The 25,440-nt window shown below is 62.9% G+C and carries 23 protein-coding genes and 1 riboswitch; of the genes, 12 read left to right on the forward strand and 11 right to left on the reverse strand.

What is annotated here, in order from left to right; genetic code table 11:
* Position 1: 1 nt before the first annotated feature.
* From ACEN9G_RS11330 to ACEN9G_RS11345, 4 genes are read right to left on the reverse strand one after another with little or no spacing between them, the layout of a single operon-like run.
* On the reverse strand, positions 2–1,240 hold the full coding sequence (locus ACEN9G_RS11330) for a multifunctional CCA addition/repair protein (protein ID WP_413336851.1): 1,239 nt from the start codon (positions 1,238–1,240) through the stop codon (positions 2–4).
* Positions 1,241–1,245: 5 nt separating this feature from the next.
* The gene (locus ACEN9G_RS11335) at positions 1,246–1,962 is read right to left on the reverse strand and encodes a glutathione S-transferase family protein (RefSeq protein WP_413336805.1); all 717 of its coding nucleotides are present in this window, start codon (positions 1,960–1,962) and stop codon (positions 1,246–1,248) included.
* Between the two features lie 21 nt (positions 1,963–1,983).
* Positions 1,984–2,949 (reverse strand): complex I NDUFA9 subunit family protein, encoded by a 966-nt coding sequence (locus ACEN9G_RS11340; protein WP_413336804.1) that lies wholly within the window; start codon positions 2,947–2,949, stop codon positions 1,984–1,986.
* A 29-nt stretch (positions 2,950–2,978) separates the two neighbouring features.
* Entirely contained in the window at positions 2,979–5,000 is a 2,022-nt protein-coding gene (locus ACEN9G_RS11345; RefSeq protein WP_413336803.1) for a lytic transglycosylase domain-containing protein, read from the reverse strand.
* A gap of 79 nt (positions 5,001–5,079) precedes the next feature.
* Here ACEN9G_RS11345 and ACEN9G_RS11350 point away from each other — a divergent pair, with 79 nt between their 5' ends.
* On the forward strand, positions 5,080–5,643 hold the full coding sequence (locus tag ACEN9G_RS11350) for a 5-formyltetrahydrofolate cyclo-ligase (protein ID WP_413336802.1): 564 nt from the start codon (positions 5,080–5,082) through the stop codon (positions 5,641–5,643).
* A gap of 63 nt (positions 5,644–5,706) precedes the next feature.
* Here the strand turns inward: ACEN9G_RS11350 and metF are convergent, their stop codons facing one another.
* The 4 genes from metF to metK form a co-directional block, all read right to left on the reverse strand.
* Positions 5,707–6,540, reverse strand: a complete 834-nt coding sequence (gene metF, locus ACEN9G_RS11355; RefSeq protein WP_413336801.1) for a methylenetetrahydrofolate reductase [NAD(P)H] — start codon at positions 6,538–6,540, stop codon at positions 5,707–5,709.
* Complete coding sequence (locus tag ACEN9G_RS11360) at positions 6,527–6,880, reverse strand: phage holin family protein (RefSeq protein ID WP_160406869.1); 354 nt, start codon at positions 6,878–6,880, stop codon at positions 6,527–6,529. The genes metF and ACEN9G_RS11360 overlap by 14 nt, the downstream gene beginning before the upstream one ends.
* 90 nt (positions 6,881–6,970) lie before the next feature.
* Positions 6,971–8,386, reverse strand: a complete 1,416-nt coding sequence (gene ahcY / locus ACEN9G_RS11365; protein WP_413336800.1) for an adenosylhomocysteinase — start codon at positions 8,384–8,386, stop codon at positions 6,971–6,973.
* 28 nt (positions 8,387–8,414) lie between these two features.
* Positions 8,415–8,485, reverse strand: a riboswitch (S-adenosyl-L-homocysteine riboswitch).
* Between the two features lie 69 nt (positions 8,486–8,554).
* Positions 8,555–9,724: a methionine adenosyltransferase gene (gene metK, locus ACEN9G_RS11370; protein ID WP_413336799.1), complete on the reverse strand. Its 1,170-nt coding sequence runs from the start codon at positions 9,722–9,724 to the stop codon at positions 8,555–8,557.
* 179 nt (positions 9,725–9,903) lie between these two features.
* On the opposite strand from metK, the gene ACEN9G_RS11375 reads away from it, so the two are divergent.
* Genes ACEN9G_RS11375 through dapF form a run of 3 tightly spaced genes read left to right on the forward strand, consistent with a single transcriptional unit; the run spans position 9,904 to position 12,490 of the window.
* A complete protein-coding gene (locus ACEN9G_RS11375) occupies positions 9,904–10,755 on the forward strand; it encodes a lysophospholipid acyltransferase family protein (protein ID WP_413336798.1) in 852 nt (283 codons plus the stop codon).
* On the forward strand, positions 10,752–11,615 hold the full coding sequence (locus ACEN9G_RS11380; RefSeq protein WP_413336797.1) for a lysophospholipid acyltransferase family protein: 864 nt from the start codon (positions 10,752–10,754) through the stop codon (positions 11,613–11,615). Before ACEN9G_RS11375 ends, ACEN9G_RS11380 begins: the two co-directional genes overlap by 4 nt.
* A gap of 11 nt (positions 11,616–11,626) precedes the next feature.
* A complete protein-coding gene (gene dapF / locus ACEN9G_RS11385; RefSeq protein WP_413336796.1) occupies positions 11,627–12,490 on the forward strand; it encodes a diaminopimelate epimerase in 864 nt (287 codons plus the stop codon).
* Positions 12,491–12,503: 13 nt separating this feature from the next.
* Here the strand turns inward: dapF and ACEN9G_RS11390 are convergent, their stop codons facing one another.
* Positions 12,504–14,093: a tetratricopeptide repeat protein gene (locus tag ACEN9G_RS11390; protein WP_483126657.1), complete on the reverse strand. Its 1,590-nt coding sequence runs from the start codon at positions 14,091–14,093 to the stop codon at positions 12,504–12,506.
* Between the two features lie 482 nt (positions 14,094–14,575).
* On the opposite strand from ACEN9G_RS11390, the gene ACEN9G_RS11395 reads away from it, so the two are divergent.
* Complete coding sequence (locus tag ACEN9G_RS11395) at positions 14,576–15,649, forward strand: porin (RefSeq protein ID WP_413341848.1); 1,074 nt, start codon at positions 14,576–14,578, stop codon at positions 15,647–15,649.
* 468 nt (positions 15,650–16,117) lie between these two features.
* Here ACEN9G_RS11395 and ACEN9G_RS11400 read toward each other — a convergent pair whose 3' ends face one another.
* On the reverse strand, positions 16,118–17,599 hold the full coding sequence (locus tag ACEN9G_RS11400; RefSeq protein ID WP_413341850.1) for a hypothetical protein: 1,482 nt from the start codon (positions 17,597–17,599) through the stop codon (positions 16,118–16,120).
* A gap of 3 nt (positions 17,600–17,602) precedes the next feature.
* The gene (locus tag ACEN9G_RS11405; protein WP_413341852.1) at positions 17,603–18,262 is read right to left on the reverse strand and encodes a type II restriction-modification system restriction endonuclease; all 660 of its coding nucleotides are present in this window, start codon (positions 18,260–18,262) and stop codon (positions 17,603–17,605) included.
* Positions 18,263–18,517: 255 nt separating this feature from the next.
* Between ACEN9G_RS11405 and ACEN9G_RS11410 the strand changes: the two genes are divergently transcribed.
* The 7 genes from ACEN9G_RS11410 (at position 18,518) to hslU (ending at position 25,419) form a co-directional block, all read left to right on the forward strand.
* The gene (locus ACEN9G_RS11410) at positions 18,518–19,198 is read left to right on the forward strand and encodes a DUF484 family protein (RefSeq protein ID WP_413341853.1); all 681 of its coding nucleotides are present in this window, start codon (positions 18,518–18,520) and stop codon (positions 19,196–19,198) included.
* A gap of 1 nt (position 19,199) precedes the next feature.
* Positions 19,200–20,138, forward strand: coding sequence for a tyrosine recombinase XerC (gene xerC / locus ACEN9G_RS11415; RefSeq protein ID WP_413341855.1), 939 nt, complete (start codon positions 19,200–19,202; stop codon positions 20,136–20,138).
* A gap of 111 nt (positions 20,139–20,249) precedes the next feature.
* Positions 20,250–21,299 (forward strand): CobW family GTP-binding protein, encoded by a 1,050-nt coding sequence (locus ACEN9G_RS11420; protein WP_371764256.1) that lies wholly within the window; start codon positions 20,250–20,252, stop codon positions 21,297–21,299.
* 153 nt (positions 21,300–21,452) lie between these two features.
* Complete coding sequence (gene dksA / locus ACEN9G_RS11425) at positions 21,453–21,905, forward strand: RNA polymerase-binding protein DksA (protein WP_056134490.1); 453 nt, start codon at positions 21,453–21,455, stop codon at positions 21,903–21,905.
* Positions 21,906–22,115: 210 nt separating this feature from the next.
* Complete coding sequence (locus tag ACEN9G_RS11430; protein ID WP_483126659.1) at positions 22,116–23,417, forward strand: STAS domain-containing protein; 1,302 nt, start codon at positions 22,116–22,118, stop codon at positions 23,415–23,417.
* 93 nt (positions 23,418–23,510) lie between these two features.
* Positions 23,511–24,047, forward strand: a complete 537-nt coding sequence (gene hslV, locus ACEN9G_RS11435) for an ATP-dependent protease subunit HslV (RefSeq protein ID WP_036231052.1) — start codon at positions 23,511–23,513, stop codon at positions 24,045–24,047.
* Between the two features lie 37 nt (positions 24,048–24,084).
* Positions 24,085–25,419 (forward strand): ATP-dependent protease ATPase subunit HslU, encoded by a 1,335-nt coding sequence (gene hslU, locus ACEN9G_RS11440; protein WP_413342530.1) that lies wholly within the window; start codon positions 24,085–24,087, stop codon positions 25,417–25,419.
* Positions 25,420–25,440: the final 21 nt, after the last annotated feature.

Consider the following 25,440-nt stretch of genomic DNA (forward strand, 5'->3'; position numbering starts at 1 on the left):
TTCAGTCGCGCACGTCGCCCAGCGCCGCCTTCACGGCGCTCACCCGCGCGGCGTGCACGGCTTCGGGGATTTTTTCGCGGTTCTCGGCGTAGCGCGCCGCCACCTCGCCCGCGTTCACGCCGCGCGCCGCGTCCAGCGCGCGCAGCAGCCAGGGCGCCTGCGGATAGGCGCGGCTGCGCATCTCATGTCGTTCGTCGCCGCGCCCGCGCGCATCGCATTCGGACGCCAGCAGCATCTGCGCGAAGCGGTCCGGCTTGCGGAACGCGTCGCAGCGTTCGAACAGGGTCACGATCGTGTTCGGCCGCAGGTCGAGCGCGCGGCTCACGTTGCCGTGCTCGCGCGCCGTCATCACGGCCAGGTCGCGGCAGTCCGTCGGCACGCGCAGGCGCTTGCTCAGTTCCGTGATCAGGCGCGGCCCCATGCCTTCGTGGCCATGGTGCTTGGGCCAGTGTTCGGGCGACGTTGACCCTTTACCCAGGTCGTGCATGAGCGCGGCGAAGCGCACGGGCAGGTCGTAGCCCTGTTCGGCTGCGTAATCGATCACGAGCATCATGTGCACACCCGTGTCGACTTCGGGATGGTGCAGCGGCGGCTGCGGCACGCCCCACAGCGCATCGAGCTCGGGCAGGATGCGCGCCAGCGCGCCGCAGTCGCGCAGCACGGCCAGCATGCGCGACGGCTTTTGCTCCATCAGCCCGCGCGACAGTTCCTGCCACACGCGCTCCGGCACGAGCGCATCCACCTCGCCCGCCTCGACCATCTGGCGCATCAGCGCGAGCGTCGTGTCGGCCACCGTGAATGCCGGGAAGCGCGCGGCGAAGCGGGCCAGGCGCAGGATGCGCACGGGGTCTTCGGCGAACGCGGGCGACACGTGGCGGAACACGCGGTCCTGCAGATCCTGCAAGCCGCCGTAGGGGTCGACGATGGTGCCGTCCTCGGCGCGCGCCATCGCATTGATCGTCAGGTCGCGCCGGATCAGGTCGTCTTCGAGCTTGACGTCGGGGGCGGTGTGGAACACGAAGCCGTGGTAGCCCGGCGCCGTCTTGCGCTCGGTGCGCGCGAGCGCGTATTCCTCGTGCGTCTGCGGGTGCAGGAACACGGGGAAATCCTTGCCGACGGGCCGGAACCCCTTGGCGATCATGTCCTCGGGCGTGGCCCCGACGACGACCCAGTCGTGGTCCTGCACGGGCAGCCCCAGCAGCTCATCGCGGACGGCGCCGCCGACGACGTACGCCTGCATCGTCATCAGTCCGGCAACTCGTCTTCGTGCAGGCCGGCGATTTCCGTTTCGGCCATCGCTTCCTCGACCCAGCGCGCGACGGCCGGGTGCGCGAGCACGCGCGTGCAATAGGCCTGCAGCGCGGGCGCCAGCGCCACGCCATAGGTCTGGAAGCGCGTGACGACGGGCGCGAAGAACGCGTCGGCGATGGAGAAATCGCCGAACAGGAAGTTGTGGTGGCCGAAGCGGGACAGGCACTCTTCCCAGATCTCGCAGATGCGGCCGATGTCGGCCTGGGCGCCCGGCGTGCGGCCGCGGCCCGGCAGGCGCGCCTTGATGTTCATCGTCATCGCGGTGCGCAGGTCGCCGAAGCCGGAATGCATCTCGGCCACGACGGAGCGGGCCAGCGCGCGGGCGGCCACGTCCTGCGGCCACATATGCTTCTCAGGAAATTGCTCTGCTACGTATTCGCAGATGGCGAGACTGTCCCAGATGGTCATCTCGCCGGCCAGCAGCACGGGCACGCGGCCGGAAGCCGAATACTGCGCGATGTTGGTGGCCGTGTCCGGCTGGTCGAGCAGGACGCGCACTTCCGTGAACGGGATGCCGGCGGCGACGAGCGCCACCCAGGGGCGCATCGACCACGAAGAGTAATTCTTGTTGCCGATGACCAGGGTCAGGCCGGCCTGGCGTGCGTTGTCGAGGGTCTGCGTCAATGTCGGGTCGAGTTCGAGAGTCTGCATGGTGTGGCGTGATCGTTGAGGTCAGCGCCCGGCACGGGCGCGCAGAGCGTCGAGTCCGCCGGGCGGCGCCAGGTACTGCGGCGCGACGGCCTCGAGCGCCGTGAGCTTGATTCCCAGCGCCGCTGTTGTCAAGACTTTATTGTCCCTGGACGGCTGGAGCACATTGTCGACCTTCATCGAATCGAGATTGTCGCGCGTGATGACGGGCTCGCCCGGCAGCAGCTCGAACAACATCGCCTGCAGCCGCGCGAGCGCATCCGGCAAGGCGATCACTTTGCGCTCGTGCCCCGCATAGCGCCCCGCCAGCCGCACCAGTTCCGCCAGCTCGTAGACTTGCGGCCCACCCAGTTCATAGGTGAGGCCGGCCGTGTGCGGATCGAGCAGCGCACGCACGAACGCCTCGGCCACGTCGCCCACGTACACGGGCTGGAAGCGCGCATGCGCGCAGGCGAGCGGGACGACGGGCAGGTGGCGCTGCAGGCGCGCGAACATGTTGAGAAATTTATCTTCCGGGCCGAACACGACGGACGGCCGGAAGATCGTCGCCGCGACGCTGGGCTGGCTCGCCGCGGCCGCCTCGCCGTCGGCCTTCGAGCGCTGGTACATCGAGGGGCCGTTGCGGGCAGCGCCCAGCGCGCTCATGTGCAGATAACGCGGCACGGCCTCGAGCGCGCAGGCGGCGGCGATGCGGTGCGGCAAATCGACGTGGGCCCGGCGGAAGTCCGGCCCGTACGGATTGCCGCGGCGCGAGTGCAAGATGCCGACCAGGTTGATCACGGCATCGCGCCCGGCCACGAGCTTGCGGAGCGCCGTGTCGTCGTAAGGATCCGCCTGCACGATGTCGACGCCCAGCGGCATCAGGTGCATCGCGTGGCTTTCGTGCCGCGTGGGCACGACGATGTCGATGGCGTGCTCGGACAGCCTGGCCGCCAGGTGGCTGCCGATGAATCCGGTCCCGCCGAACAATACGACCGATTGCGCGTGCATGCTGTCCTCCTGCTCGTTGTTCGCTCTCCTTACGGGAGGCCGATGCCCCCGCCGCGCGGCGTGATCGTACCCAGGCGCGCCTTGAGCGATTGCGGACGCTTGTCGAACAGCGCGGCATAGTTCGTCGCGTTCGACATCACGTTGCGCACGTAGGTTCGCGTTTCCTCGAACGGGATCGACTCGACGAACACGGCCCCTTCCATCGGCGCCGTCAACAGCCCGCGCCACGTACGCGCGCGCCCCGGTCCGGCGTTGTACGCGGCCGTCGCCAGCACCTGCGAGCCTTCCGCACTGTTCAGCACCATGTTCAGGTAATTGGTGCCGAGCACGATATTCGTCCGGATATCGCTGAGCATGCCGTGGCCGTAGTCCGTCAGCCCGATCTTTTCCGCCACCCACTTGCCGGTCGACGGCATCACCTGCATCAGGCCGGACGCGCCCACGCCCGACTGCGCATCGGAGACGAAACGCGATTCCTGGCGGATCAGGCCATAGACCCAGGCCTGGTCCAGGCCGAGGCCCTGCGCCGTCGGGTGCAGGATGTCGTTGTGCGGCGCCGGGAAGCGCTGCGTGTAGTCGAACTCGGTGCGCGTGCGTTCGGACGTGGACAGCATGCGGTCGAGGATATCGTTCTGGCGCGCAAACTCGGCGGCGGCGAGCAATTGCCGTTCCGTGAATCCGGTGAGCGCCCAATTCCATTCGCGCGTGCCTTCGAAACGCATGCGCATCGAAAAGAATTTCAAGGCGCGCCTGAAGCCGGGGTTCGCGGCCACCTGCGCCAGCTCGGCCGGCGTGGGCGGCGCGGCGCTGGGCGGGATGCTGATCTGCATGCCCAGCTCTTCCATCGCCAGCTGGCCATAGAAACTGTTCTGGTCGGCGATGCCGCGGTACAAGGCCTGCGCATCCTCGCGCCGGCCTTCGGCCTGCAGCGCGCGGCCCAGCCAGTACGTCCAGGCGGGCTCGTCGTGCTGCTGCGGCGGCATCGCCTCGATCGTCGCACGCACCGTCTTCCAGTCGCCGCGGCGCAGTGCGATGCGCGTCTTCCACTCCAGCTGGTTCCACGTCAGCGGCGCCCCTTCCGCCTTCTTCCAGTCGTCGTACGCTTCGGGCGCCAGCGTCAGCGACGCGGCCAGCGCGATGTTCGCCCAGCCGATCGCCTTTTCCTCGGCTGACAGTTTCGATGCGTTCCTGTTGAGCGCCACCGTCGCCAGTTTCAGGCTCGTGCGCGCCATGCGGCCGATGGCGACGAGGTAGATCTCGTGGTCGGCGCGCGTGCTGCCGATGCCGCGCGCCATTGCCACGGCCGGCAGGTCGACGGCCTGCGCGGCACGCGTGTCGGACGCACCCAGCAGCAGCGCCGTGCGGCGCGACGGCCCCGTCGCATGCATCTCGCCGGCCAGGCGCAATTGCGCCAGCAAATCATTGTTCGTGAACTGGCCGGACTGGACGAGCTGGTTGACCAGCGCGGCGCACGCTTCGCCATACATCGGCGGATTGTCGAGCAGCACGCGTGCCTCGGCCGCCACGTTTTGTCCCTTCGATGCGCGCGACAGCAAGGCATAGCACTTGACCTGGTAATCGTCTTTCTTGACGAACAGGGGCAGCTCGCGATCGAAGTTGACCCAATCGCGCTTGCGGCCGAGTTCCAGCAGCCAGTCGTTGCGCAGGCGGTCGGCGATGGCGCTGCCTTCGTAACGTTTCAGGAAATCCAGTATTTCCTCGTTGGAAGCGTCGCGCAGCCGCGGTTTGAGCCGATAATAGTCGACGTACGACGGAATCGCGTAGTCCGGCAGCCGGGCCGCCAGCGCCGCGGCTTTATCGGCATCGTTCTTGCGGGCGGCGTCGCGCAGTTGCGCGAAGATCTCGTCCTGCTCGCGGCTGGCATCTGCCTGCGGTCCGGGCGCGACGACCGGCGCAGGCACCGCGGTGGGCGCAGCGGGTGTGGGGGGTGCCGTCCCTGGCGACACGGCCTGGGCCGCGACAGCGGACGACGCGAGGAAGAGCAGGCTGGAAGCGGCCGCGACGGCGCCGGCTAACAGTGTCTGCGACATCGATAATGCAATATTCAATGTAGGCTTCATTTCATCCATGACCGGCGATTCAAGAATACCATGCCCCTCGAGCCCGAGCGTGGCGGACGAGAAACAGGCGGCAAAATCGGCATTGCGCAAGGCGCTCAGGACTGCACGTGGGGGGCTTGATCCCGCAATCAAGGTCCAGTGGGATGCACACATCGGCGCACAGGTCGTTGCGTGGTGGAGATTGCGCCAAGTAAGTGTCATCGGTGTGTACTGGCCGCTGGCCGGCGAGCCCGACCTGCGCGCCGCATACGCGGAGCTGCACCAGGCGGGTGTGCGCCTGGCGCTGCCCGTCGTGATGGAACGCGACGCGCCGCTGACGTTCACGGAGTGGACGCCCGGCGAAGCCATGTTGCCGGACGAAGCCGGCGTGCAGGTCCCGGCCCAGCTGCGCTTCATCGAGCGCCCGCCGGCCCTGCTGATCCCCTGCCTCGGCTTCAATGCCGACGGGTATCGCCTCGGCTATGGCGGCGGCTACTACGACCGCACCCTGGAACAGCCGCCGCGCCCGCACACGTTGGGGATTGCCTACAGTAATCAGGAAGCCCAGTTCTCGCATGCGCCGCACGACGTGCCGCTGGACGTGATCGTGACGGAAACCACCAACGTCACCTGATGCCTAAAAAAAATGCCCGCGCGGCCTTCCGGTCGCACGAACATTCGTGAGGGTGACACCGGATCAGGCAGCCGTGATGCGCTGCCAGATCGCGGTCGTGGCCGCCGCCTGGTTCATGCTGTAGAAGTGCAGGCCGGGCGCGCCGCCGGCGAGCAGTTTCTCGCACAGGCCGCTGACGACGTCCAGGCCGAACGCCTTGATCGACGCGGAATCGTCGCCGAAGCTGGCCAGCTTCAAACGGATCCAGCGTGGAATCTCGGCGCCGCACATGTCGGAGAAACGCATCAGCTGCGTGTAATTCGTGATCGGCATGATGCCGGCCACGATGGGCACGTCCACACCCAGCTTGCGCGCATTGTCGACGAACTGGAAGTACGCGTCCGGATTGTAGAAATACTGCGTGATCGCGGCATTCGCGCCGGCCTGCACCTTGCGGACGAACGCTTGCAGGTCGTCCTGCGGCGACTTGGCCTGCGGGTGCATTTCCGGATACGCAGCCACCTCGATGTGGAACCAGTCGCCCGTTTCCTGGCGGATGAACTCGACGAGGTCGCTGGCATAGCGCAGTTCGCCCGCGCCACCGTAGCCGCTCGGCAAGTCGCCGCGCAGCGCCACGAGACGGCGGATGCCCTTCTCCTTGAATTCCTGCAGGATCGCGCGGATCGATTCGCGCGTGCCGCCCACGCACGACAGGTGCGGTGCGGCATCGTGGCCTTCGGCCAGGATCTCGAGGACGGTGGACAGCGTGCCGTGCTGCGTGCTGCCGCCGGCGCCGAACGTCACGGAGAAATATTTTGGATTCAGCTCGGCCAGCTTCTGCCGGGCCACGCGCAGCTTGTCCGCACCCTCGGGCGTCTTGGGCGGGAAAAACTCGATACTGATGTTAGGGGTTTCCATCTTTGTTGAGTAATAAGGTAGAAAGCGCCCACGAAATGACACTGTACAGGATCGCCGCCAGGAACGCGGACCAGAACCCCGCCACGTGAAAGCCCCCGACGAGGTGCGCGACCAGCCAGAACAGCAGTGCGTTGATCACCAGGATGAACAAACCGAGCGACACGACCGTCACGGGCAAGGTCAGCACGACGAGCAAGGGACGGATGATCGTGTTCACGAGGCCCAGGACGAGGGCCGCCACGAGGGCGGCGCCGACGTTGTCGACCGTTACCGAATGCATCAGGTAAGGCAGGGCCATCAGGGCTGCCGCATTGATCAGCCAGGTCAGGAGCAGGCGCATGTTGTGTCTTTCGTGAGAGGTTGTCCAGCACACCTCCGCCGACGATGGAATCCGGCGGAGGTGCATCAGTTCACGGAAGAGCTTACCAGATCAATAACGGTAATGTTCCGGCTTGTACGGGCCTTCCTTGCTCACCGAGATGTAGGCGGCCTGCTCTTCGGTCAGCTCGGTCAGCTGGGCGTTGAGCTTTTTCAGCTGCAGGCGGGCGACTTTTTCGTCCAGCTTCTTCGGCAGCGTGTACACGCCGACCGGGTAGGCGGCGGTATTGGTGAACAGTTCGATCTGGGCGATGGTCTGGTTCGCGAACGACGAGCTCATCACGTACGACGGGTGACCCGTGCCGCAGCCCAGGTTCACGAGGCGGCCTTCGGCCAGCAGGATGATGCGTTTGCCATCCGGGAAGATTATGTGGTCGACCTGCGGCTTGATGTTTTCCCACTCGTACTTGCGCAGCGCGGCAACTTCGATTTCGTTGTCGAAGTGGCCGATGTTGCAGACGATCGCCTGGTCCTTCATGCGCAGCATGTGCTGCTCGGTGATCACGTGGTAGTTGCCCGTGCAGGTGACGAAGATGTCGCCGTGTTCGGCGGCCTGGTCCATCGTCACGACGCGGTAGCCTTCCATTGCGGCCTGCAGTGCGCAGATCGGGTCGATCTCGGTAACCCAGACCTGGGCCGACAGCGCGCGGAGCGCCTGGGCCGAACCCTTGCCGACGTCACCATAACCGGCCACGACGGCGACCTTGCCGGCGACCATCACGTCCGTCGCGCGCTTGATGCCGTCGACCAGCGATTCACGGCAGCCGTACAGGTTGTCGAACTTCGATTTCGTCACGGAGTCGTTGACGTTGATGGCCGGGAACGCCAGCTTGCCGTCCGCGTGCATCTGGTACAGGCGGTGCACGCCGGTGGTGGTCTCTTCCGTCACGCCCCTGATCTGCGGCAGGCGCTTCGAGTACCACTGCGGATCGATGGCCAGGCGGCCCTTGATGGCGTTGAACAGGCAGATTTCTTCTTCCGAACCCGGCTTGTCCAGCACCGAGATGTCCTTCTCCGCGCGCACGCCCAGGTGCAGCAGCAGCGTGGCGTCGCCGCCGTCGTCCAGGATCATGTTGGCGTAGACGTCATCGCCCCATTCGAAGATGCGGTGGGTGTAGTCCCAGTACTCGTCCAGCGTCTCGCCCTTGACGGCGAACACGGGCGTACCGACCGAGGCGATGGCGGCGGCAGCGTGGTCCTGCGTCGAGTAGATGTTGCACGAGGCCCAGCGCACTTGCGCGCCGAGGGCTTCCAGCGTGCGGATAAGCACGGCGGTCTGGATGGTCATGTGCAGCGAACCGGCAATGCGCGCGCCCTTCAGCGGCTGGGCGGCCGCGTATTCGTCGCGGATGGCCATCAGGCCCGGCATTTCCGTTTCGGCGATGCGGATTTCCTTCTCGCCCCACGAGGCGAGGCCGATGTCGGCAACGAGGTAGTCCTGGGTGGTGTCTTTGAGTACGGCGCTCATCACGCCCTCCTTTCAAGTTAAGAAAAAAGTAACGTGAGCGCGGTGTTGATATCCGAGCCTGGCGAGATGGGGAATCTCGTCGCAACGCTCCTCGGAATTTACAAGTGTAGCACGGTGGGCACGTGTCTGCCCACCGGCTACGGGCGTTTTTGCAACGCGCGTTGGGTGTTACGCGAGACCGGCTTCGGCGCGCAGCAGCGCGGCCTTGTCGGTGCGCTCCCAGCTGAATTCCGGCTCTTCGCGGCCGAAGTGGCCGTAGGCGGCCGACTTGGTATAGATCGGGCGCAGCAGGTCGAGCATCTGCACGATGCCTTTCGGGCGCAGGTCGAAGTGTTCCATCACCAGTTCGGCGATCTTCTCGTCCGAAATGACGCCCGTGCCTTCCGTGTAGACCGTGATGTTGATCGGACGGGCCACGCCGATCGCGTAGCTGACCTGCACCTGGCACTGGCGCGCCAGGCCGGCGGCCACGACGTTCTTGGCGACGTAGCGGGCGGCGTAGGCGGCCGAGCGGTCGACCTTGGACGGATCCTTGCCGGAGAACGCGCCGCCGCCGTGCGGTGCGGCACCGCCGTAGGTGTCGACGATGATCTTGCGGCCGGTCAGGCCGCAGTCGCCCTGCGGACCGCCGATGACGAAGCGGCCGGTCGGGTTGACCAGGTAACGGGTATCCTGCAGCCATTCGCGCGGCAGCACCGGCTTGATGATCTCCTCGATCACCGCTTCCTCGATCTGGCTGTGGCTGACTTCCGGCGCGTGCTGGGTCGACAGCACGACGGTGTTCACGGACACCGGGCGGCCGTTGACGTAGCGCAGCGTGACCTGGGACTTGGCATCCGGGCGCAGCCACGGCAGGCGGCCGTCCTTGCGCAGTTGCGACTGGCGCTCGACGAGGCGGTGCGCGTAATAAATAGCGGCCGGCATCAGTTCCGGCGTCTCGTCGCACGCATAGCCGAACATCAGGCCCTGGTCGCCCGCGCCCTGGTCGAGGTCGAGGCCGGCGCCTTCGTCCACGCCCTGGGCGATGTCCGGCGACTGCTTGTCGTAGGCGACCAGCACGGCGCAACCTTTATAGTCGATGCCGAAGTCGGTGTTGTCGTAACCGATGCGCTTGATGGTATTGCGTGCAACTTGAATATAATCGACGTTTGCGTGCGTCGTGATTTCACCGGCCAGGACGACCAGACCCGTGTTGCACAGGGTCTCGGCAGCCACGCGCGCGCGCGGATCCTGTTCCAGGATGGCGTCGAGGATGGCGTCGGAAATCTGGTCGGCGACTTTGTCCGGGTGGCCTTCAGAGACGGACTCGGAAGTGAAGAGGTAGTCGTTGGAAGACATTAAGGCTCCTGATACTGTTGTAAAAATTGCCGCAGCACCAAGGCCTGCGACGCTTTAGCGAGATTTATATTCCGCTTCGCAAGTTGTCATTAACTCCGCGGATGCTACAAAGTGGTATTTTACGCTCCTCCAAAAATTCTGGCACAGCAACCCGTCGGTTCTCTACCCTAAATCAATCAATGCTTGTCCTTTTGTTTCGGATCCTGTCGTTTTTGCCGCTGCGCGTCCTGCATGCGCTCGGCGCCGCGCTCGGCTGGATCGTCTATCTGCTCTCGCCGTCGCACCGCCGGCGCCTGCGCGAAAACCTCGAACGGGCCGGCTACGGCGGCCATCTGCGCGCCGCGATCGCCGAATCCGGCAAGGCCATCGCCGAGCTGCCGTTCGTCTGGTGCGCGCCGCAGGAGCGCGTCACCCGCCACGTCACCATGGAAAACTGGGAACTGGTGCAGCGCCAGCTCGACGCCGGCCGCGGCATCGTCTTCCTCACGCCGCACCTGGGCTGCTTCGAACTGACCGCCCAGCAGGTCTCGCTGCGCGTCGAACTGACGGTCATGTACCGCCCGCCGCGCCAGAGCGCCCTGAAGCCGCTCGTCGAAGGCGCCCGCGAGCGCCAGCACATGCACCTGGCACCCGCCAACCTGGCCGGCGTGCGCATGCTCGTCAAGGCGCTGCGGGGCGGCCAGCCCGTCGGCGTGCTGCCGGACCAGGTCCCGCAGGAAGGCGAAGGCGTGTGGGCGCCGTTCTTCGGCCGCGACGCGTACACGATGACCCTGCCCGCCAAGCTGGCCCAGCTGGGCAAGGCCGACATCCTGACCGTGTACGCGGAACGCCTGCCGCGCGGCCGCGGCTTCGCCATCCGCTTCGTCCCCTTCGAAGGGTCGCTCGACGGCGACGCGGCCCGGCAGGCCGCCGCCATCAACCGCCAGATGGAAAAGCTCATCGCCTACTGCCCCGCCCAGTATTTCTGGAGTTATAACCGCTACAAGAAGCCGCAAGGCGTCGAAGCACCGCACCCCGAGACCGTCGCATGAGGTTCCTGATTTTCCTGTTGTGGCTGCTGCACTTCCTGCCGCTGCCCGTCCTTGGTCGCATCGGCAACGCCGTCGGCTGGCTGATGTATTACGCGATTCCCAAGCGCCGCAAGATCGCGCTGGTCAACCTGCGCCTGTGCATGCCCGAACTGGGCGAAGCGGAGCGGGTCGATATCGCCAAGCGCCATTTCATGGCCTATTCGCGCAGCATCCTGGAGCGCTCGCTGATCTGGTGGGCGCCGTTCGAGCGCATCCGCAGCCTGATCGAGATCGTCCCCAAGGTGCCGAAAGCGCAGCTGGAAAGCGGCCCGACCATCTTGTTCTGCCCGCACTTCGTGTGCCTGGACGTGGCGGGCGTGGCGTCGCGCGTGGTGCCGCTGTCGAGCATGTATTCGCCGCAAAAGAACAAGGCGTTCGACGATTTGTTGCGTAATGGCCGCGAACGTTATGGCCCGGTGCGCCTGTTCACGCGCACCGACGGCATCAAGCCGATCATCCGCGCACTGCGCGAGGGCCTCCCCTACTTCATGCTGCCGGACATGGACTTCGGCGAGAAGGATGCGACCTTCGTGCCGTTCTTCGGCATCCCGGCCGCCACGTTGACGGCGATGGGCCGGCTGGCGGGCGCGACGGGTGCAAAAGTCATCCCGGTCGTCGCCACTTTCCTGCCCAACTACAAGGGATACCGGGTAGAGTTCTATCCTGCATGGGAAGATTTCCCCGGCGACGACATCATTGCCGCCACGCGTCGCATGAACGCCTTCATCGAGGACCGCGTGCGCGAACATCCGGCCGAGTACTTCTGGACCCATAAGCGCTTCAAGACCCGGCCACCCGGCGAGCCTTCGTTCTACGATTAATGACAGATACCATGAAACTCAAGTTCACCAAGATGCACGGCGCCGGCAACGATTTCGTCGTCATCGACGCGATCAACCAGCAACTCGACCTCGGCCCGGAACAATGGCGCCGCCTGGCCGACCGCCGCTTCGGCGTCGGTGCCGACCAGATCCTGGTCGTCGAGCGCCCGGTCACGGAAGGCAGCGATTTCCGCTACCGCATCTATAACAATGACGGCGGCGAGGTCGAGCAATGCGGCAACGGCTCGCGCGCCTTCGTCCGGTTCGTCAGCGACAAGGGGCTGACCGACAAGCGCAGCATCCGCGTCGAAACGATGAGCGGCATTATCACCCCGCGCCTGGAAGACGACGGCAGCATCACGGTGGACATGGGCGCGCCGATCCTGGAGCCGAGCCAGGTTCCGTTCGATGCGGCCGGCCTGGAAGGCGTCGCCGAAGGCCGCGACACGCTGTGGCCGATCACCGTCTCGAACAAGGGCCAGGAACAGACCGTGCTCGTGTCGACGGTCTCGATGGGCAACCCGCACGCGGTGCAGGTCGTCGCCGACGTCGATGCGGCTCCCGTCCTGGAAACGGGCCCGCAGATCGAGCACCACCCGCGCTTCCCGCGCCGCGTGAACGCCGGCTTCCTGCAGATCGTGGACCGCGGCCATGTGAAGCTGCGCGTCTACGAACGCGGCGCCGGCGAGACGCTGGCCTGCGGCACGGGCGCCTGCGCCGCCGTCGTGGCGGGCATCCGGCGTGGCCTGCTGGATTCGCCGGTGCAAGTCCAGGCTCGCGGCGGCAAGCTGACCATCAACTGGGCCGGCGAAGGCCAGCCGGTTTATATGAGCGGTCCGGCCGAGACCGTGTTCGAAGGCGAGATCGAGATCTGAAGCGAGATCTGATTCAGGCGGCCAGCGAATAGTCTCCGTCCGGCGCCGGGGACTCTTCCGGTTCTTCCGTCCCGGACTCCGCGCTCGCCATCTCCGGCAACAGGCTGCGCAACCGGTACAGGCGCTGGCGATAATTCCCTTCCGGCCCGCCCGGACCGCAATCGACGTTCTCGAAGACGAGCGCCACGCGGTCGAGCAGCTGGCGCTCCTGCGCCGTTTCCACCGAGATCAGCCTGCGCCGGCTGCGGCCGTAGCTGGCGCGGATGTCGATCACGAGGCAGTGGCCGCGGTCGGCGCCGCGGATATCCAGCAACAGCGCCTCGGCCCGGCTCAGGCCAAAGGCCACCGCCAGTTCCAGGCGCGCGGCCAGCAGCGGATGGGCCGCGAGGTCACGCCCGGCCAGTCCACCCAGGTCCGTCCAGGCGCCAGGCTGGCGCGGCGCCAGCTTGCGCAGCGCGGCCGCAGCCTTGGGACAGGCCTGCGCCGCCGCCTTCTGCAGCCAGAACAGCGCGCGCACGTCGTTGTTCTCGTTCTCGCGGCGCGCACGCCATGCCGCGTTCCCGCATTCCAGCTGGGCATCGCGATAGCCCATCTCCGCCGCGCGCTCCAGGTATTTCTGCGCTTCCAGCACATTGCGCTGGGAGAATTCCGGCTTGATATAAATACGCGACAGCGCGTACCAGGCTTCGGCCAGGCCCTGCTCGCCAGCCAGGGCCAGCCAGCGCACGGCCTTCTTGAAGTTGGCCGCGCCATGGCTGCCGGGAATCCGCTTGCCGTCCACCCGCATGCGGGCGCACCACAGGCCGAGCGCGAACTGGGCATGGCGGTCCTGCTCGGCCGCGGCGATTTCCCAGAACCGCAGCAATTCATCCTGGCCGACGTCGTGCGGGGCCTCGTTCGCGGCCACGAGCCGGGCACAGCGCGACAGCAGCAGCACCTCGTCCGGCGCCAGGCGGGCGGCCGTGTGGTCCTGGGCGGCATCGGAACCGGCCAGGGCGCGCGCCAGCGGGAGCGCCCGCTCCAGCCAGGCGGACCAGCGGCCGGCGTTCCAGTCCTGTTCCAGCAGGGCGAACTGCGCGGCGCCGACGCCGCTGTCGGCCGCCTGGCGCAGCCAGCGCTGGCCCGCGGGGCTGGCCACGGGCGCGCGGGCGACCGGCTCGTCCGTCTCGGGCGGCGCCGCGCCGTGCTCGCGCGCGAGCAGCCACTGCGCTTCCGGAAAGCCGGCACGGGCCGCGTCTTCCAGCGCGCGCAAGGCCTTGGCGCGCTGGGCCGGCGTGCACTGGCCCTCGTTCAGCGCGCCCAGCACCAGTTGGGCATAGACGAGCCCGGCGCGCACGAGCCCGCCGTCGTAGGCCAGTTCATACCAGCCGGTGACGGGTTGCGGATTGTCACGCGCAAGATCGACCGGAATATGGTTCCCGATCAATTGCCATGCTTCAGCGCAACCCTGCTGTGCGGCGCGGTCGAGCCAGTGGAGGGCCGTGGGCAGGCTCTTCGGCAGCCCGGCACTGCCGAACAGGTAGAGCCGGCCCAGGGCCAGTTGCGAGTCGACGCGCCCGGCACGTGCGCCGCGGATGACCGCCAGTTCTTCACGGTTTGCCATCGTTCTTTTCTGGATGTTAGAGACGTCTACGAAATATCGCAGTCCAATTTCGCAAGCACAATGCACGAAGATACGTGAAGATCGCTTGCGTTGCGCTACTGATGAGCTCATGTGTCGCGCACTGCGGTAACAATGGACGTCGGATGGGCCAGAGTCTAAAGCCGCGGCGATGCGATTCGGCTACGATTCCAATGGCCTTTGAGCCCGCACAAACCCTGCCGTGGCACGGGGAGAGAATGATGATGTTTTGAAACTTAAACGAGCCTTAAGGTGTGCCCGGTTTCCCGAGGCGGCCGTTTCAAAAATACAACAGCACGATTGGATTTATTGGCTTTCGACCAAGTACAGCGGTCATAATTGACAAATCAGACAATCTTGACGCATTAAGCATTTAAGGTTCACACATCCGAGTGTTCAGCAACTAATAAAAATCTCAATGCTCTCTGGATTCCTTCGATTCACTTTTTAGGATAAAAATTAAGATGAAAAAAACCCTCGTGGCAGCCGCTCTGCTGGGCGCATTCGCCGGTGTGGCACAAGCTCAAACCGCTGTTCAAATCTACGGTAACATCGACGTCGGCATGGTCAAGCGCACCGACCAGACCCTGGCCATCGGCAAGCGTGCTTCGAACACCCTGGGCTTCAAAGGCACCGAAGATCTGGGCAACGGCCTGAAGGCACTGTTCCAGGTTGAAATGCGTTACGAGCCGGACACCGGCACCAACGAAAACAACGGCCGTCCGCTGTTCCAGGGCCAGACCCGCGTCGGTCTGCAGGGTGACTTCGGTATGGTCCGTCTGGGCCGTGGCCTGACCCCGTTCCAGGAAATCGTCGGTTCGTTCGAACCGTGGCACGGTCTGCCGACCCAGGCCGGCTTCTACACCGACATCTCGGTCGCCGGCTTCAACTCGGCTCCGCTGGACGTCGGCGGCAGCGGCCCGAACAACAACCGTGTCTCGAACGCGATCTTCTATAACTCGCCGGTCGCCAATGGCTTCCAGGTGAACGCTTCGTGGGCATCGAAAGAAGCCACCGGCGGCGGCGTGACCGGTATCGGCGCTGGCGCTGCCACCTACGCCGCGGGCGCACAGGCTTCGGCCAACCCGTTCTCGATCGCTGGTACCTACAACAACGGTCCGGCAGCAGCGATGCTGGCTTACGAGCGCAACGCCGTCGAATCGAAGGTCTGGTCGGTCGCAGGTTCGTTCTCGGTGACCCCGGAACTGAAACTGATGGGTACCTACTCGCACCAGAACATGGAGCACACCAACACCCAGCGTCCGACCATCAAGGGTGCTGAAATCGGTGCAACCTACGCTGTCGGCCCGGGCAAGCTGCTGGCTGGCTTCGGTCTGAAGAAGCAGGAAGAAAACGTCCGCCTGCACGACCTGATCACCCGTCAGTACTCGCTGGGCTACGAGTACAGCCTGTCGAAGCGTACGTACCTGTACGTCGATGCATCGCGCAAGACCAACGTCTTCAACCAGGCGACCGGCGCAGCTTCGGCTACCCCGACCGTCAACCACTACGACATCGGCCTGAACCACTCGTTCTAAGCTGACGCCGCGGGGGCAACCCGATACGTTGCTCTAAAAAGGGCGGACCAAGGTAACTTGGTCCGCCCTTTTTTATTTAGCTTTGATGCGGGCAATGCTGGGTTTTCATAAACTATGTTGGATTCGCTCGCGAACGACTACCAAATAAGGTACCGTTGCTCTTAAGCTTATCGCTCACCTTTTTTGGCGTAAGTATTAGTTGCACATGCGTTGGTGCGAACCTTCCTTACGAATCATGCTCTTCGTTTATTACACTCGAAATACGTTATTATTTTTGATCCATGGGCTACGTTCTTTCACATTACAAAAGCTTTAAGCGGCCTTTTCGTTCTCAATTAAGAAAAGGCCGGTTCCAAATATATATTTGGCGTCAAGCGCGGGCACTCTACTCGCAAAATGATTAAGGAGCATAATAAAGAGTGAAGCCATATAGCGTAGCACCGAGTTCATCACCTGATTTTTTAGCAATTAAGAAATGCATTCTTGATGACGCCAATCGAAAAGATTACTCTCGCCTTTCTCATTAAAAATACGAGACCAATCAAAAATATTAAGAATCGATGTTTTTATTGGACGTTTCTCATCCCAAAAAATGAGTGAGGAAAGCAATGACAATCCTTCATTCGACTGAATTCTCATGAGAGCCTCTTTGGCCTGAGCTTCAGTATCGAATGATATGTAATAAACCGTATCGTCGAAAACTACAGGTCGCCCTTCAATGGGACCAATAACTCTAAAACTTAAAGATTTGTATAAGGCACAAATCGCAACTTTCCACGGCCGAAAAGTATAGTCGCCAACACCGAAAACAGAAAATCTAGGATTTTTTGCATATATAGAACTACCGCGCGCATCCAAGGCAGCTCCATGGCGCTGTAAATACTCCCACGTTTTTGGTGCGACGGCACGAATATTAGATGTGTCCTCGCCAACTTTACGTTGAGTAACTAGGGCGTATTTATTCCGCCAGCCTTTATCACTACCAACATCCGATCCTTTTAATAAAGGAAATAAGTAATCAGACTCGACTTCCACCGTCTCGCCCAATCCGTTGATTAAGCTCGCTCCTGTCATAGTAAATTCCATGATAGAAGACGCATCATGCTTCACTCCCGAACGCCATTTTTGTGGGCTTTCGCCAATCAAATAGGAATATTTCTCGAACAAATCAATATCACCAATAGTTAGACCAAATCGATGTCCTACACGGCGTCCATACCCATCTTCAAGCCCCGAATATACGGTATAGTCGTAAGAAGACTCGCTTTCAACGTTCGATATTTGAATAACGAGAAGACAAGCATCTACTGCTGCATTAAAATGTTTCTTCGCATCGATCTTAATAAGAAAGGAATTTTTTACAAAATCCTTTTGCTTCTCTGCATGTGCGAGGACTTTGCGAGCAACTGCAGTCTTAACAAGCATAGCAATATCGCCATTCTGCCCCTTAAACCACCGAAGCACCTCTAATAGCATCCATTCAGATATATCGAAGTTTGCCTTGCCGCTTATAGCATCGAATCCGTTATGCCCTTGGAAATTAGATTTTTCTGGGAGGTTTGATCCACCAATAGCGCCAATACCGGAACTTGTGACCCATGGAAAGTTTCCTATGACGAGCTTCCGACCGCTAAGCCCAGCTATTTTCGCTTTCCAGTCGGTGGCAAAAAAATCAGCGCACTGCAATGTAATGCGTTCCGCGCCAACTACGTTTTGCAGTTTTTGCTTGAGTACATTCAAGTACGATTCGTTTATTTCGAACCCATGTATTGACTGCGCCTCACCAAAAACTTCTGATGCTGCACAAACAAAAGCCCCAACGCCGCAAGTGGGTTCGATAATGACATCAGGCCTAATACCTATATCAAATAATTTTTGACATACATTCAAAGCAAGGTTACCAGGGGTTTGAAAATCCCCGAACTCAATTTTACGTTTACGTTCAGACACCATTTAGACCCTGAAAATAGAAAAAATGCCACTAATCTGTCCTGCACTAGCAATTACGCGCTTATACTGGAGACGCCATTGTAGTGCCGGCGATATTGTCAAATAACCAACTTCCGGGATATTACGCATGACTTCGCCTGCCAAGATGCTTAACTCCATTACATCAGCGGTTAGATTTCTATCACTCATAAACGCCATAATGTCGTCTTGATTCCCGTGTTTCGACAATATATCTCGAATACCATAAGTCAGTTGAAAGTCTGCCGTTCTATTTTTATCAACAAAAACCGTATCAGTAATTCTTAAGGTCGCAGTACGTGTCTTAGGATCATCCTGTTTATCATATACGAAAACGATTAGCGAATACCCTAACCCATATACTTTCTGCCGAATTGATCTAAATGGACAAGATGACTGCGGCTGCCGAATACTTGTAACCTTCATATCGACGTTTAAGTCTGGGAAATCGAGACCGCTTGCTGCATTTCCTTGTTCAAAAATATATCCACGATCAACTAAATATTCGCGGAACTTGAGCTCAAGATATGTCCCAACAGCTTTTCCATCTGTAATACCAAAAAGTGAAGGCTCTGGATGCTCACTTTCCATACGAGAAAAGATCTCGGCCTCTTCGCAAAGCAAATTTATTGTTAATCTGGTCATAATTGTTTTCTACATTATGTCGCGAATTGTTACGCAGTTCGCTCACAAAGTGTATATTTTCCCCAAAAAATTTTTCCGAACTACAGTCTAACATTGCAGCACTGCATCTTTGCAGTTATTTGCAAAAATACAAGTTAGACAGAAAGAAACTTAGGTGGCTAAATGATGCGACGATGGCACAGTGCAGACAGGAAATCTGCGCCGACCCATTGCCGTCGGTTAAAATGAACTGTCTACCCATCTCGCAAGCCGCACATGACCGCCGCAACACTGGATTCCGCCGCCATCGCCCAATACCTGCTCGACCATCCGCAGTTCTTCGTGGAGCACGCCGCTTTGCTGGGCGAAGTAAAACTGTCGAGCCCACTTACGGGCCGCGCGGTGTCGCTGCAGGAACGCCAGATGGAAGTCATGCGCGACAAGTACCGCACCCTGGAACTACGCATGTCCGAGCTGGTGCGCCACGCCGAGGAAAACGCGGCCATCGCCAACCGGTTCCATGGCTGGACCCAGCAATTGCTGCGCACCCGCGTGCCGGGCGAGATCCCGACCGCCGTCGCCGACGGCCTCGTCAAGCATTTCATCGTGCCGCACGCCACGCTACGCCTGTGGAAACTGGCGCCCGAGCACGCCGACACGTGGTACACGAACGGCGTCTCCGAGGACGTGCGCCTGTTCGCCAGCAGCCTGCGCGCCCCGTACTGCGGTCCGAACAAGGACTTCGAGGCGGTGAGCTGGCTGGCAGGCGCCGAGCAGGACGGCGCGGACGCCGTGCGCTCGACCGTCCTGCTGCCGCTGCGCGCGAACGGCAGCGCCTTCGGCCTGCTCGTGCTCGGCTCGCCCGATCCGGAACGCTTCAGCGCCACGATGGCGACGGATTTCCTCGTCCACATCGGCGAGACGGCCAGTACCGCACTCGTCCCTCTGCTCGGCTGACATGGACACGCCGGCCGCCGACGACTGGACCGGCCGCTACCTGGCGGAGCTGAAAACGCAGCGCCAGCTGTCCGACCACACGATCGCCGCCTACCGCCGCGACCTGGCCGAACTGGCCCGGCTCACCGGCCAGGCCGACTGGGCGGCGTTGACCCATTTCGACATCCGCCGCGTCACGGCGAAACTGCATGCCGAGGGGCAGAGCGCCGCCTCGATCGCGCGCAAGCTGTCCGGCTGGCGCGGCTTCTTCGACTGGCTGTCGCGCCACGTTGCGCTGGCCGCCAACCCGGCCGACGGCGTGCGCGCGCCGCGCCGTCCCAAGCGCCTGCCCAAGGCACTGGCCGTCGACGATGCGGTCCAGCTCATGGAAAAAACGACGTCCGGCCATCCGGAACCCGCGGAGCTGTGCGACCGCGCCATGTTCGAACTGCTCTACTCGAGCGGCCTGCGCGTATCCGAGCTGGCCGGGCTCGACGTCCACCACGTCCCCGCCCGCGATGGCCAGCCGGCCTCGCTCGGCTGGCTGGAACTGGAGGCGCAGGAAGTGGTCGTCACCGGCAAGGGCAACAAGATGCGCCGGGTGCCCGTCGGCGGTCCGGCGCGCGCGGCACTGGAAGCGTGGCTGGCCGTGCGTCCGCCGGCGCGCGACGGCAGCCTCGCCCTGTTCCTGTCGGCGCGCGACACGCGCATCAGCCCCCGCGTCGTGCAATATCGCCTGAAAGCCCATGCGCAAAAGGCCGGCATGCCGGTCCACGTGCACCCGCACGTGCTGCGCCACTCGTTCGCGTCGCACGTGCTGCAATCCTCGGGCGACCTGCGCGCCGTGCAGGAACTGCTGGGCCACGCCAGCATCACCTCGACCCAGATCTATACGTCGCTCGACTTCCAGCACCTCGCCGCCGTCTACGACCGAGCCCATCCGCGCGCAAAGCGTAAGTAAGTGCTCCAGCGCAGGCAGGCACGGCATGCCGGGTGGTGACGATTCGTAAATTCCGGCATAATCTTCCGATTCCCTGCGGCCGGAACGGCGCACACCATTGGACAGCGACATATGGAATTGATCCCAAGCACTATCCTGACCGGCTTCCTCGGCGCCGGCAAAACCACGTTGCTCAACCGCATCCTGCAGGAAGAGCACGGCCTGCGCATCGCCGTCATCGAAAACGAGTTTGGCCAGGAAAACATCGACAACGAGATCCTCGTGCAGGACCCGAGCGAGCAGATCGTCGAAATGAACAACGGCTGCATCTGCTGCACCGTGCGTGGCGACCTGATCGTCGCCCTGACGAACCTGGCACGCAAGCGCGAAGCGGGCGAAATCAGCTTCGACCGCGTCGTCATCGAGACCACCGGCCTCGCCAATCCCGGCCCCGTGGCCCAGACGTTCTTCGTCGACGAGGAAGTCGGCGCGCACTACCTGCTCGACGCCGTCGTCACCGTCGTGGATGCCCGCCACGCCATGGACCAGCTGGACCGCCACGAGGAAGCCCAGCGCCAGGTCGGTTTCGCCGACAAGATCCTGCTGTCCAAGACGGACCTCGTGGACGCCGCCGCCGTCGAGGAACTGAAGGCGCGCATCCGCCGCATCAACCCGCGTGCACCGATCAGCACGTCGGACTTCGGCCGCGCCCCGATCAGCGACGTGCTCGACCTGCGCGGCTTCAACCTGAACGACAAGCTGGAGCTGGATCCCGCCTTCCTCACGACGGAAGAGGCGCACGACCATGGTCACGACCACGATCATGACCACGTCCACACGGAAGCGTGCGACCACAGCCACGACCACCATCATGGCCACCACAGCGACGACATCGCCGCGTTCGTCTTCAAGAGCGACCGTGCTTTCGACCCCGAACGTCTGGATCAATTCCTCGGCAGCATGGTCCAAGTATTCGGTCCAAACATGCTGCGCTACAAGGGCGTGCTGTCGATGGCGGGCGCGGATCGCAAGGTCGTCTTCCAAGGCGTGCATCAAATCATGGGCAGCGACCTCGGTGCAAAGTGGGCGGATGGCGAATCGCGCGGCAGCAAGATGGTGTTTATTGGTAAAAATTTACCGAAAGATGTCTTTATTCGCGGATTGGAACAGTGTTTGGTATAAACTACCCCGGTTCTATGGTGCTCTCATGCACCCTGTGGTTGAACGACTGAACAACGGTCACGGCAGCTCGCCCGGCGCACACACCGAAGCAATGGTAACCGCTGAGTTAGCTGATAAAATGGAAACTCTGTCGTATCAAAGGTAAGTGAAGTCATGACTAAAACAACGAAACCGAATACCGTTGCGCAGCCCGAAGAACGCCTCCTGACGGAAGAAGAAATTCGGGCCATGAGCGACGACGACTACATGAACCCGGCCCAGCTGGCGTTCTTCAAGAACCGCCTGCAGGAACTCGAAAAGGAACTGCTGAAAAACGCAGGCGAAACGACGGAACACCTGCGCGAAACGGTACTCGTTCCCGATCCGGCCGACCGCGCCACCATCGAGGAAGAGCACGCGCTCGAGCTGCGTACCCGCGACCGCGAGCGCAAGCTGCTCAAGAAGGTCCAGCAATCGCTGGCCTCGATCGAGTCCGGCGAATACGGCTGGTGCGAAGAGACCGGCGAACCGATCGGCATCCCCCGCCTGATCGCCCGTCCGACCGCGACCTTGTCGCTGGAAGCCCAGCAGCGCCGCGAGCTGAAGCAAAAGCTGTACGGTGACTGATCGCCGTACGCGCCGATGAAAAAGCATGCGCCCGTCGCATGCTTTTTTGTTTTTGGGGCCGGATTGGCCTAGGGTTCGTGCGCACGAATTATTTCCCATCGGATACACTTATCGGATTGCCGGCAAGTTGACGCAGCTCAGGCGTGCGCACCGCACCGTCCGCGCCGCCATGCTAATGTCTCGACCGGCAAACGGGCAGACAAGGACGGCATGGGACTCTTCGATTTCCTGAAGAAAAAAGGCGACGCACCGCTGGCGGGTGCGGACGCCCGCCCGCGCCCTGAGGATCCGCTGACCGCCGGCCCCGTCACGCGGCTTTCCCTCGATACCGAGGCGGAACGCGAGCGCCAGCGTGAAATCGCGCGCGCCACCGCGGCCAAGATCGACGCGATCGAACTGGAGATGGCCTCCGCCATCTTCGACGACGACGCCTGGGCCGGCAACCGGCGCCCGCCGGCCGCCGCCGGCGCGCCGCCACCTGAGCAGGACACGGACCTCCTGCCGGGCCAGGATGAAGTGCCGGACGCGGCCGCTACCCCGTCCAGCGCGCCGGTCGTCGAGGAAGCGGCGATCCTGTACGCCAACGGCCAGCTCGAGGCGGCCGCCCTCCTCTTGCGCACCAGCGTGCACGACCAGGGCACCGACCGCCTGCCGTGGTGGATGCTGTTCGACCTGGTCCAGATCATGGGCCTCGAACACGAGTTCGAAAGCATCGCGATCGACTACGCCAGCCGGTTCGAAACGTCGCCGCCCACGTATCACCCCGTCGCGGACACGTCGCACGCGCCCGACCGCCAGGTATCGGGGGCGATCCCGACGGCCACCCTGTCCGGCCGCCTGGACGACGGTCCGCTCGCCCGCGCGCAACTCGCCCGCGCCGCCTCGCCCGGTCCGCTGGTCCGGTTTGAATTCCAGGCGGTCACCGCGGTGACGGCGCCGGGCTGCGCCCTGCTGCTGGACGCGCTGCAGGCCCTGCGCAAGGCGGGTCGCGAACTCGTGCTGGCAGGCGCCGACCACCTCGTCGCCGTGCTGCGTCCGATGCTGGCGATCGGCGACCGCGGCGCGGGCGAGGCGCCCTGGCTGCTGTTGCTGGAACTGCTGCTGCTGACGAACCGTGAAAAGGATTTCGAGGAGACTGCGATGGATTATTGCGTCACCTTCGAGGTGTCGCCGCCGTCGTTCGAGGCCCCCAGACACGCGGCCTTGAGCCTGGCGGCCGGTCCGGCGACGGCGGGCGACCGCTTCCTCCTGCCGGCCGCGATCCGGGGCGGCAGCGCGCCGTTGCTGGCCGCCATCGCCGACCACGCGGCGCTCCATCCGGTCCTTGTGCTGGACGGGTCCCGCCTCGCACGCATCGATTACGCGGCCGCGAGCGCCCTCGCCGCCCATCTGCGCACGCTTGCCCAGGACGGGCGCGAGGTCGTGCTGCGCGACCTGAACCATCCCGTCGCCGCGTTGCTGCGCCTGCTCGGCGTCGGCGACCGGGTGCGTCTGTACGCCCACCGATACTGACGCCGCAGGCGCCGTGCCCCTCGGATACGGTTCAGTCTTGCAATTTCATATCGCATCCCCACTTGCGGTGAGCAGATCAACCACGAGGCAAATATGGAACAATTTCACGGCACGACGATCGTCAGCGTACGGCGCGGCAACCAGGTCGCGCTCGGCGGCGACGGACAAGTCACCCTGGGCAACGTCGTCATGAAGGGCTCGGCGCGCAAGGTACGCAAGCTCTACCAGAACAAGGTGCTGTGCGGCTTTGCCGGCGGCACGGCCGACGCCTTCACCCTGCTCGACCGCTTCGAAGCGAAACTGGAAAAACACCAGGGCAATCTGCTGCGCGCTTCGGTCGAACTGGCCAAGGACTGGCGCACCGACCGCGTGCTGCGCCGCCTGGAGGCCATGCTGCTGGTGGCCGACCGCGAAAAGACCCTGATCATCACCGGCAACGGCGACGTACTGGAACCGGAAGACGGCATCGGCGCGATCGGCTCGGGCGGCATCTACGCGCAGTCCGCCGCCAAGGCCTTGCAGGAAAACACGGATCTCGCCCCGGCCGACGTGGTCAAGAAAGCGCTGACCATCGCAGGCGAGCTGTGCATCTATACGAACATGTCGCACATCATCGAGACGCTGGAATAACGGTCTCTCACGCAAGAAAGTATTCATGAGCACAATTATGAACATGACCCCGTCCGAAATCGTCTCGGAACTCGACAAGCACGTCGTCGGCCAAAGCAAAGCCAAGCGCGCCGTATCGATCGCGCTGCGCAACCGCTGGCGCCGCCAGCAGGTCGAGGAACCGCTGCGCCACGAGATCACCCCGAAGAACATCCTCATGATCGGCCCGACGGGCGTCGGCAAGACCGAGATCGCGCGCCGCCTGGCCAAGCTGGCCGACGCGCCGTTCATCAAGATCGAAGCGACCAAGTTCACCGAGGTCGGCTATGTCGGCCGCGACGTCGACACCATCATCCGCGACCTGATCGACATCGGCGTCAAGCAGACCCGCGCCAGCGAAATGAAGAAGGTGCGCCAGCGCGCCGAGGACGCGGCCGAGGACCGCATCATCGACATTCTCGTGCCGCCGGCGCGCGACTTCGGCTTCAACGTCAGCAGCGACGCCAAGGACGGCGGCGACGCCACGCGCCAGACCTTCCGCAAGCGCCTGCGTGAAGGCGCGCTCGACGACAAGGAGGTCGAGATCGACGTCGCCGAGGCCTCGCCGCAGATGGAAATCATGGCGCCGCCCGGCATGGAAGAAATGACGGAACAGATCAAGTCGATGTTCGCCGGCGTCGGGGCGGGGCGCAAGAAACCCCGCAAGATGAAGGTGAAGGAGGCGATGAAGCTGCTCGTCGACGAGGAAGCCGCGAAGCTCATCAACGAAGACGAGATGAAGCAGAAGGCCATCGCCAACGTCGAGCAGAACGGCATCGTGTTCCTGGACGAGGTCGACAAGATCGCGTCGCGTTCGGAACACGGCGGCGCGGACGTCTCGCGCGCGGGCGTGCAACGCGACCTGTTGCCGCTCGTCGAAGGCACGACAGTGAACACGAAGTACGGCATGATCAAGACCGACCACATCCTGTTCATCGCCTCGGGCGCGTTCCACCTGTCGAAACCGTCGGACCTGATTCCCGAGCTGCAGGGCCGCTTCCCGATCCGCGTCGAACTGGAATCGCTGTCGATCGAGGATTTCAAGAGCATCCTGACCTCGACGGACGCGAGTCTGACCAAGCAGTACGAAGCCCTGCTGGCGACGGAAGGCGTCAAACTCGAGTTCGCCGACGACGGCATCCATCGCCTGGCCGAGATCGCGTATTCCGTCAACGAGCGCACCGAGAACATCGGCGCGCGCCGCCTGTACACGGTGATGGAAAAGCTGCTGGAAGAAATCTCGTACTCGGCGACCGACAAGTCGGGCCAGGCGCTCGTCATCGACGCGGCCTACGTCAACGAACGGCTGGATGCGCTGGCGGTCAACGAAGACCTGTCGCGCTACGTGTTGTAATCCACGGCTGCAGAAAGGAGA

It is taken from the genome of Massilia sp. Masssp94 (genome assembly GCF_059491305.1).

Bases quoted from the DNA above. Each gene is read 5' to 3' on its own strand.
- ACEN9G_RS11330 (WP_413336851.1), bottom strand. From the start codon at position 1,240: ATGCAGGCGTACGTCGTCGGCGGCGCCGTCCGCGATGAGCTGCTGGGG.
- ACEN9G_RS11335 (WP_413336805.1), bottom strand. From the start codon at position 1,962: ATGCAGACTCTCGAACTCGACCCGACATTGACGCAGACCCTCGACAAC.
- ACEN9G_RS11340 (WP_413336804.1), bottom strand. From the start codon at position 2,949: ATGCACGCGCAATCGGTCGTATTGTTCGGCGGGACCGGATTCATCGGC.
- ACEN9G_RS11345 (WP_413336803.1), bottom strand. From the start codon at position 5,000: ATGTCGCAGACACTGTTAGCCGGCGCCGTCGCGGCCGCTTCCAGCCTG.
- metF (WP_413336801.1), bottom strand. From the start codon at position 6,540: ATGGAAACCCCTAACATCAGTATCGAGTTTTTCCCGCCCAAGACGCCC.
- ACEN9G_RS11360 (WP_160406869.1), bottom strand. From the start codon at position 6,880: ATGCGCCTGCTCCTGACCTGGCTGATCAATGCGGCAGCCCTGATGGCC.
- ahcY (WP_413336800.1), bottom strand. From the start codon at position 8,386: ATGAGCGCCGTACTCAAAGACACCACCCAGGACTACCTCGTTGCCGAC.
- metK (WP_413336799.1), bottom strand. From the start codon at position 9,724: ATGTCTTCCAACGACTACCTCTTCACTTCCGAGTCCGTCTCTGAAGGC.
- ACEN9G_RS11375 (WP_413336798.1), top strand. From the start codon at position 9,904: ATGCTTGTCCTTTTGTTTCGGATCCTGTCGTTTTTGCCGCTGCGCGTC.
- ACEN9G_RS11380 (WP_413336797.1), top strand. From the start codon at position 10,752: ATGAGGTTCCTGATTTTCCTGTTGTGGCTGCTGCACTTCCTGCCGCTG.
- dapF (WP_413336796.1), top strand. From the start codon at position 11,627: ATGAAACTCAAGTTCACCAAGATGCACGGCGCCGGCAACGATTTCGTC.
- ACEN9G_RS11390 (WP_483126657.1), bottom strand. From the start codon at position 14,093: ATGGCAAACCGTGAAGAACTGGCGGTCATCCGCGGCGCACGTGCCGGG.
- ACEN9G_RS11395 (WP_413341848.1), top strand. From the start codon at position 14,576: ATGAAAAAAACCCTCGTGGCAGCCGCTCTGCTGGGCGCATTCGCCGGT.
- ACEN9G_RS11405 (WP_413341852.1), bottom strand. From the start codon at position 18,262: ATGACCAGATTAACAATAAATTTGCTTTGCGAAGAGGCCGAGATCTTT.
- ACEN9G_RS11410 (WP_413341853.1), top strand. From the start codon at position 18,518: ATGACCGCCGCAACACTGGATTCCGCCGCCATCGCCCAATACCTGCTC.
- xerC (WP_413341855.1), top strand. From the start codon at position 19,200: ATGGACACGCCGGCCGCCGACGACTGGACCGGCCGCTACCTGGCGGAG.
- ACEN9G_RS11420 (WP_371764256.1), top strand. From the start codon at position 20,250: ATGGAATTGATCCCAAGCACTATCCTGACCGGCTTCCTCGGCGCCGGC.
- dksA (WP_056134490.1), top strand. From the start codon at position 21,453: ATGACTAAAACAACGAAACCGAATACCGTTGCGCAGCCCGAAGAACGC.
- ACEN9G_RS11430 (WP_483126659.1), top strand. From the start codon at position 22,116: ATGGGACTCTTCGATTTCCTGAAGAAAAAAGGCGACGCACCGCTGGCG.
- hslV (WP_036231052.1), top strand. From the start codon at position 23,511: ATGGAACAATTTCACGGCACGACGATCGTCAGCGTACGGCGCGGCAAC.
- hslU (WP_413342530.1), top strand. From the start codon at position 24,085: ATGAACATGACCCCGTCCGAAATCGTCTCGGAACTCGACAAGCACGTC.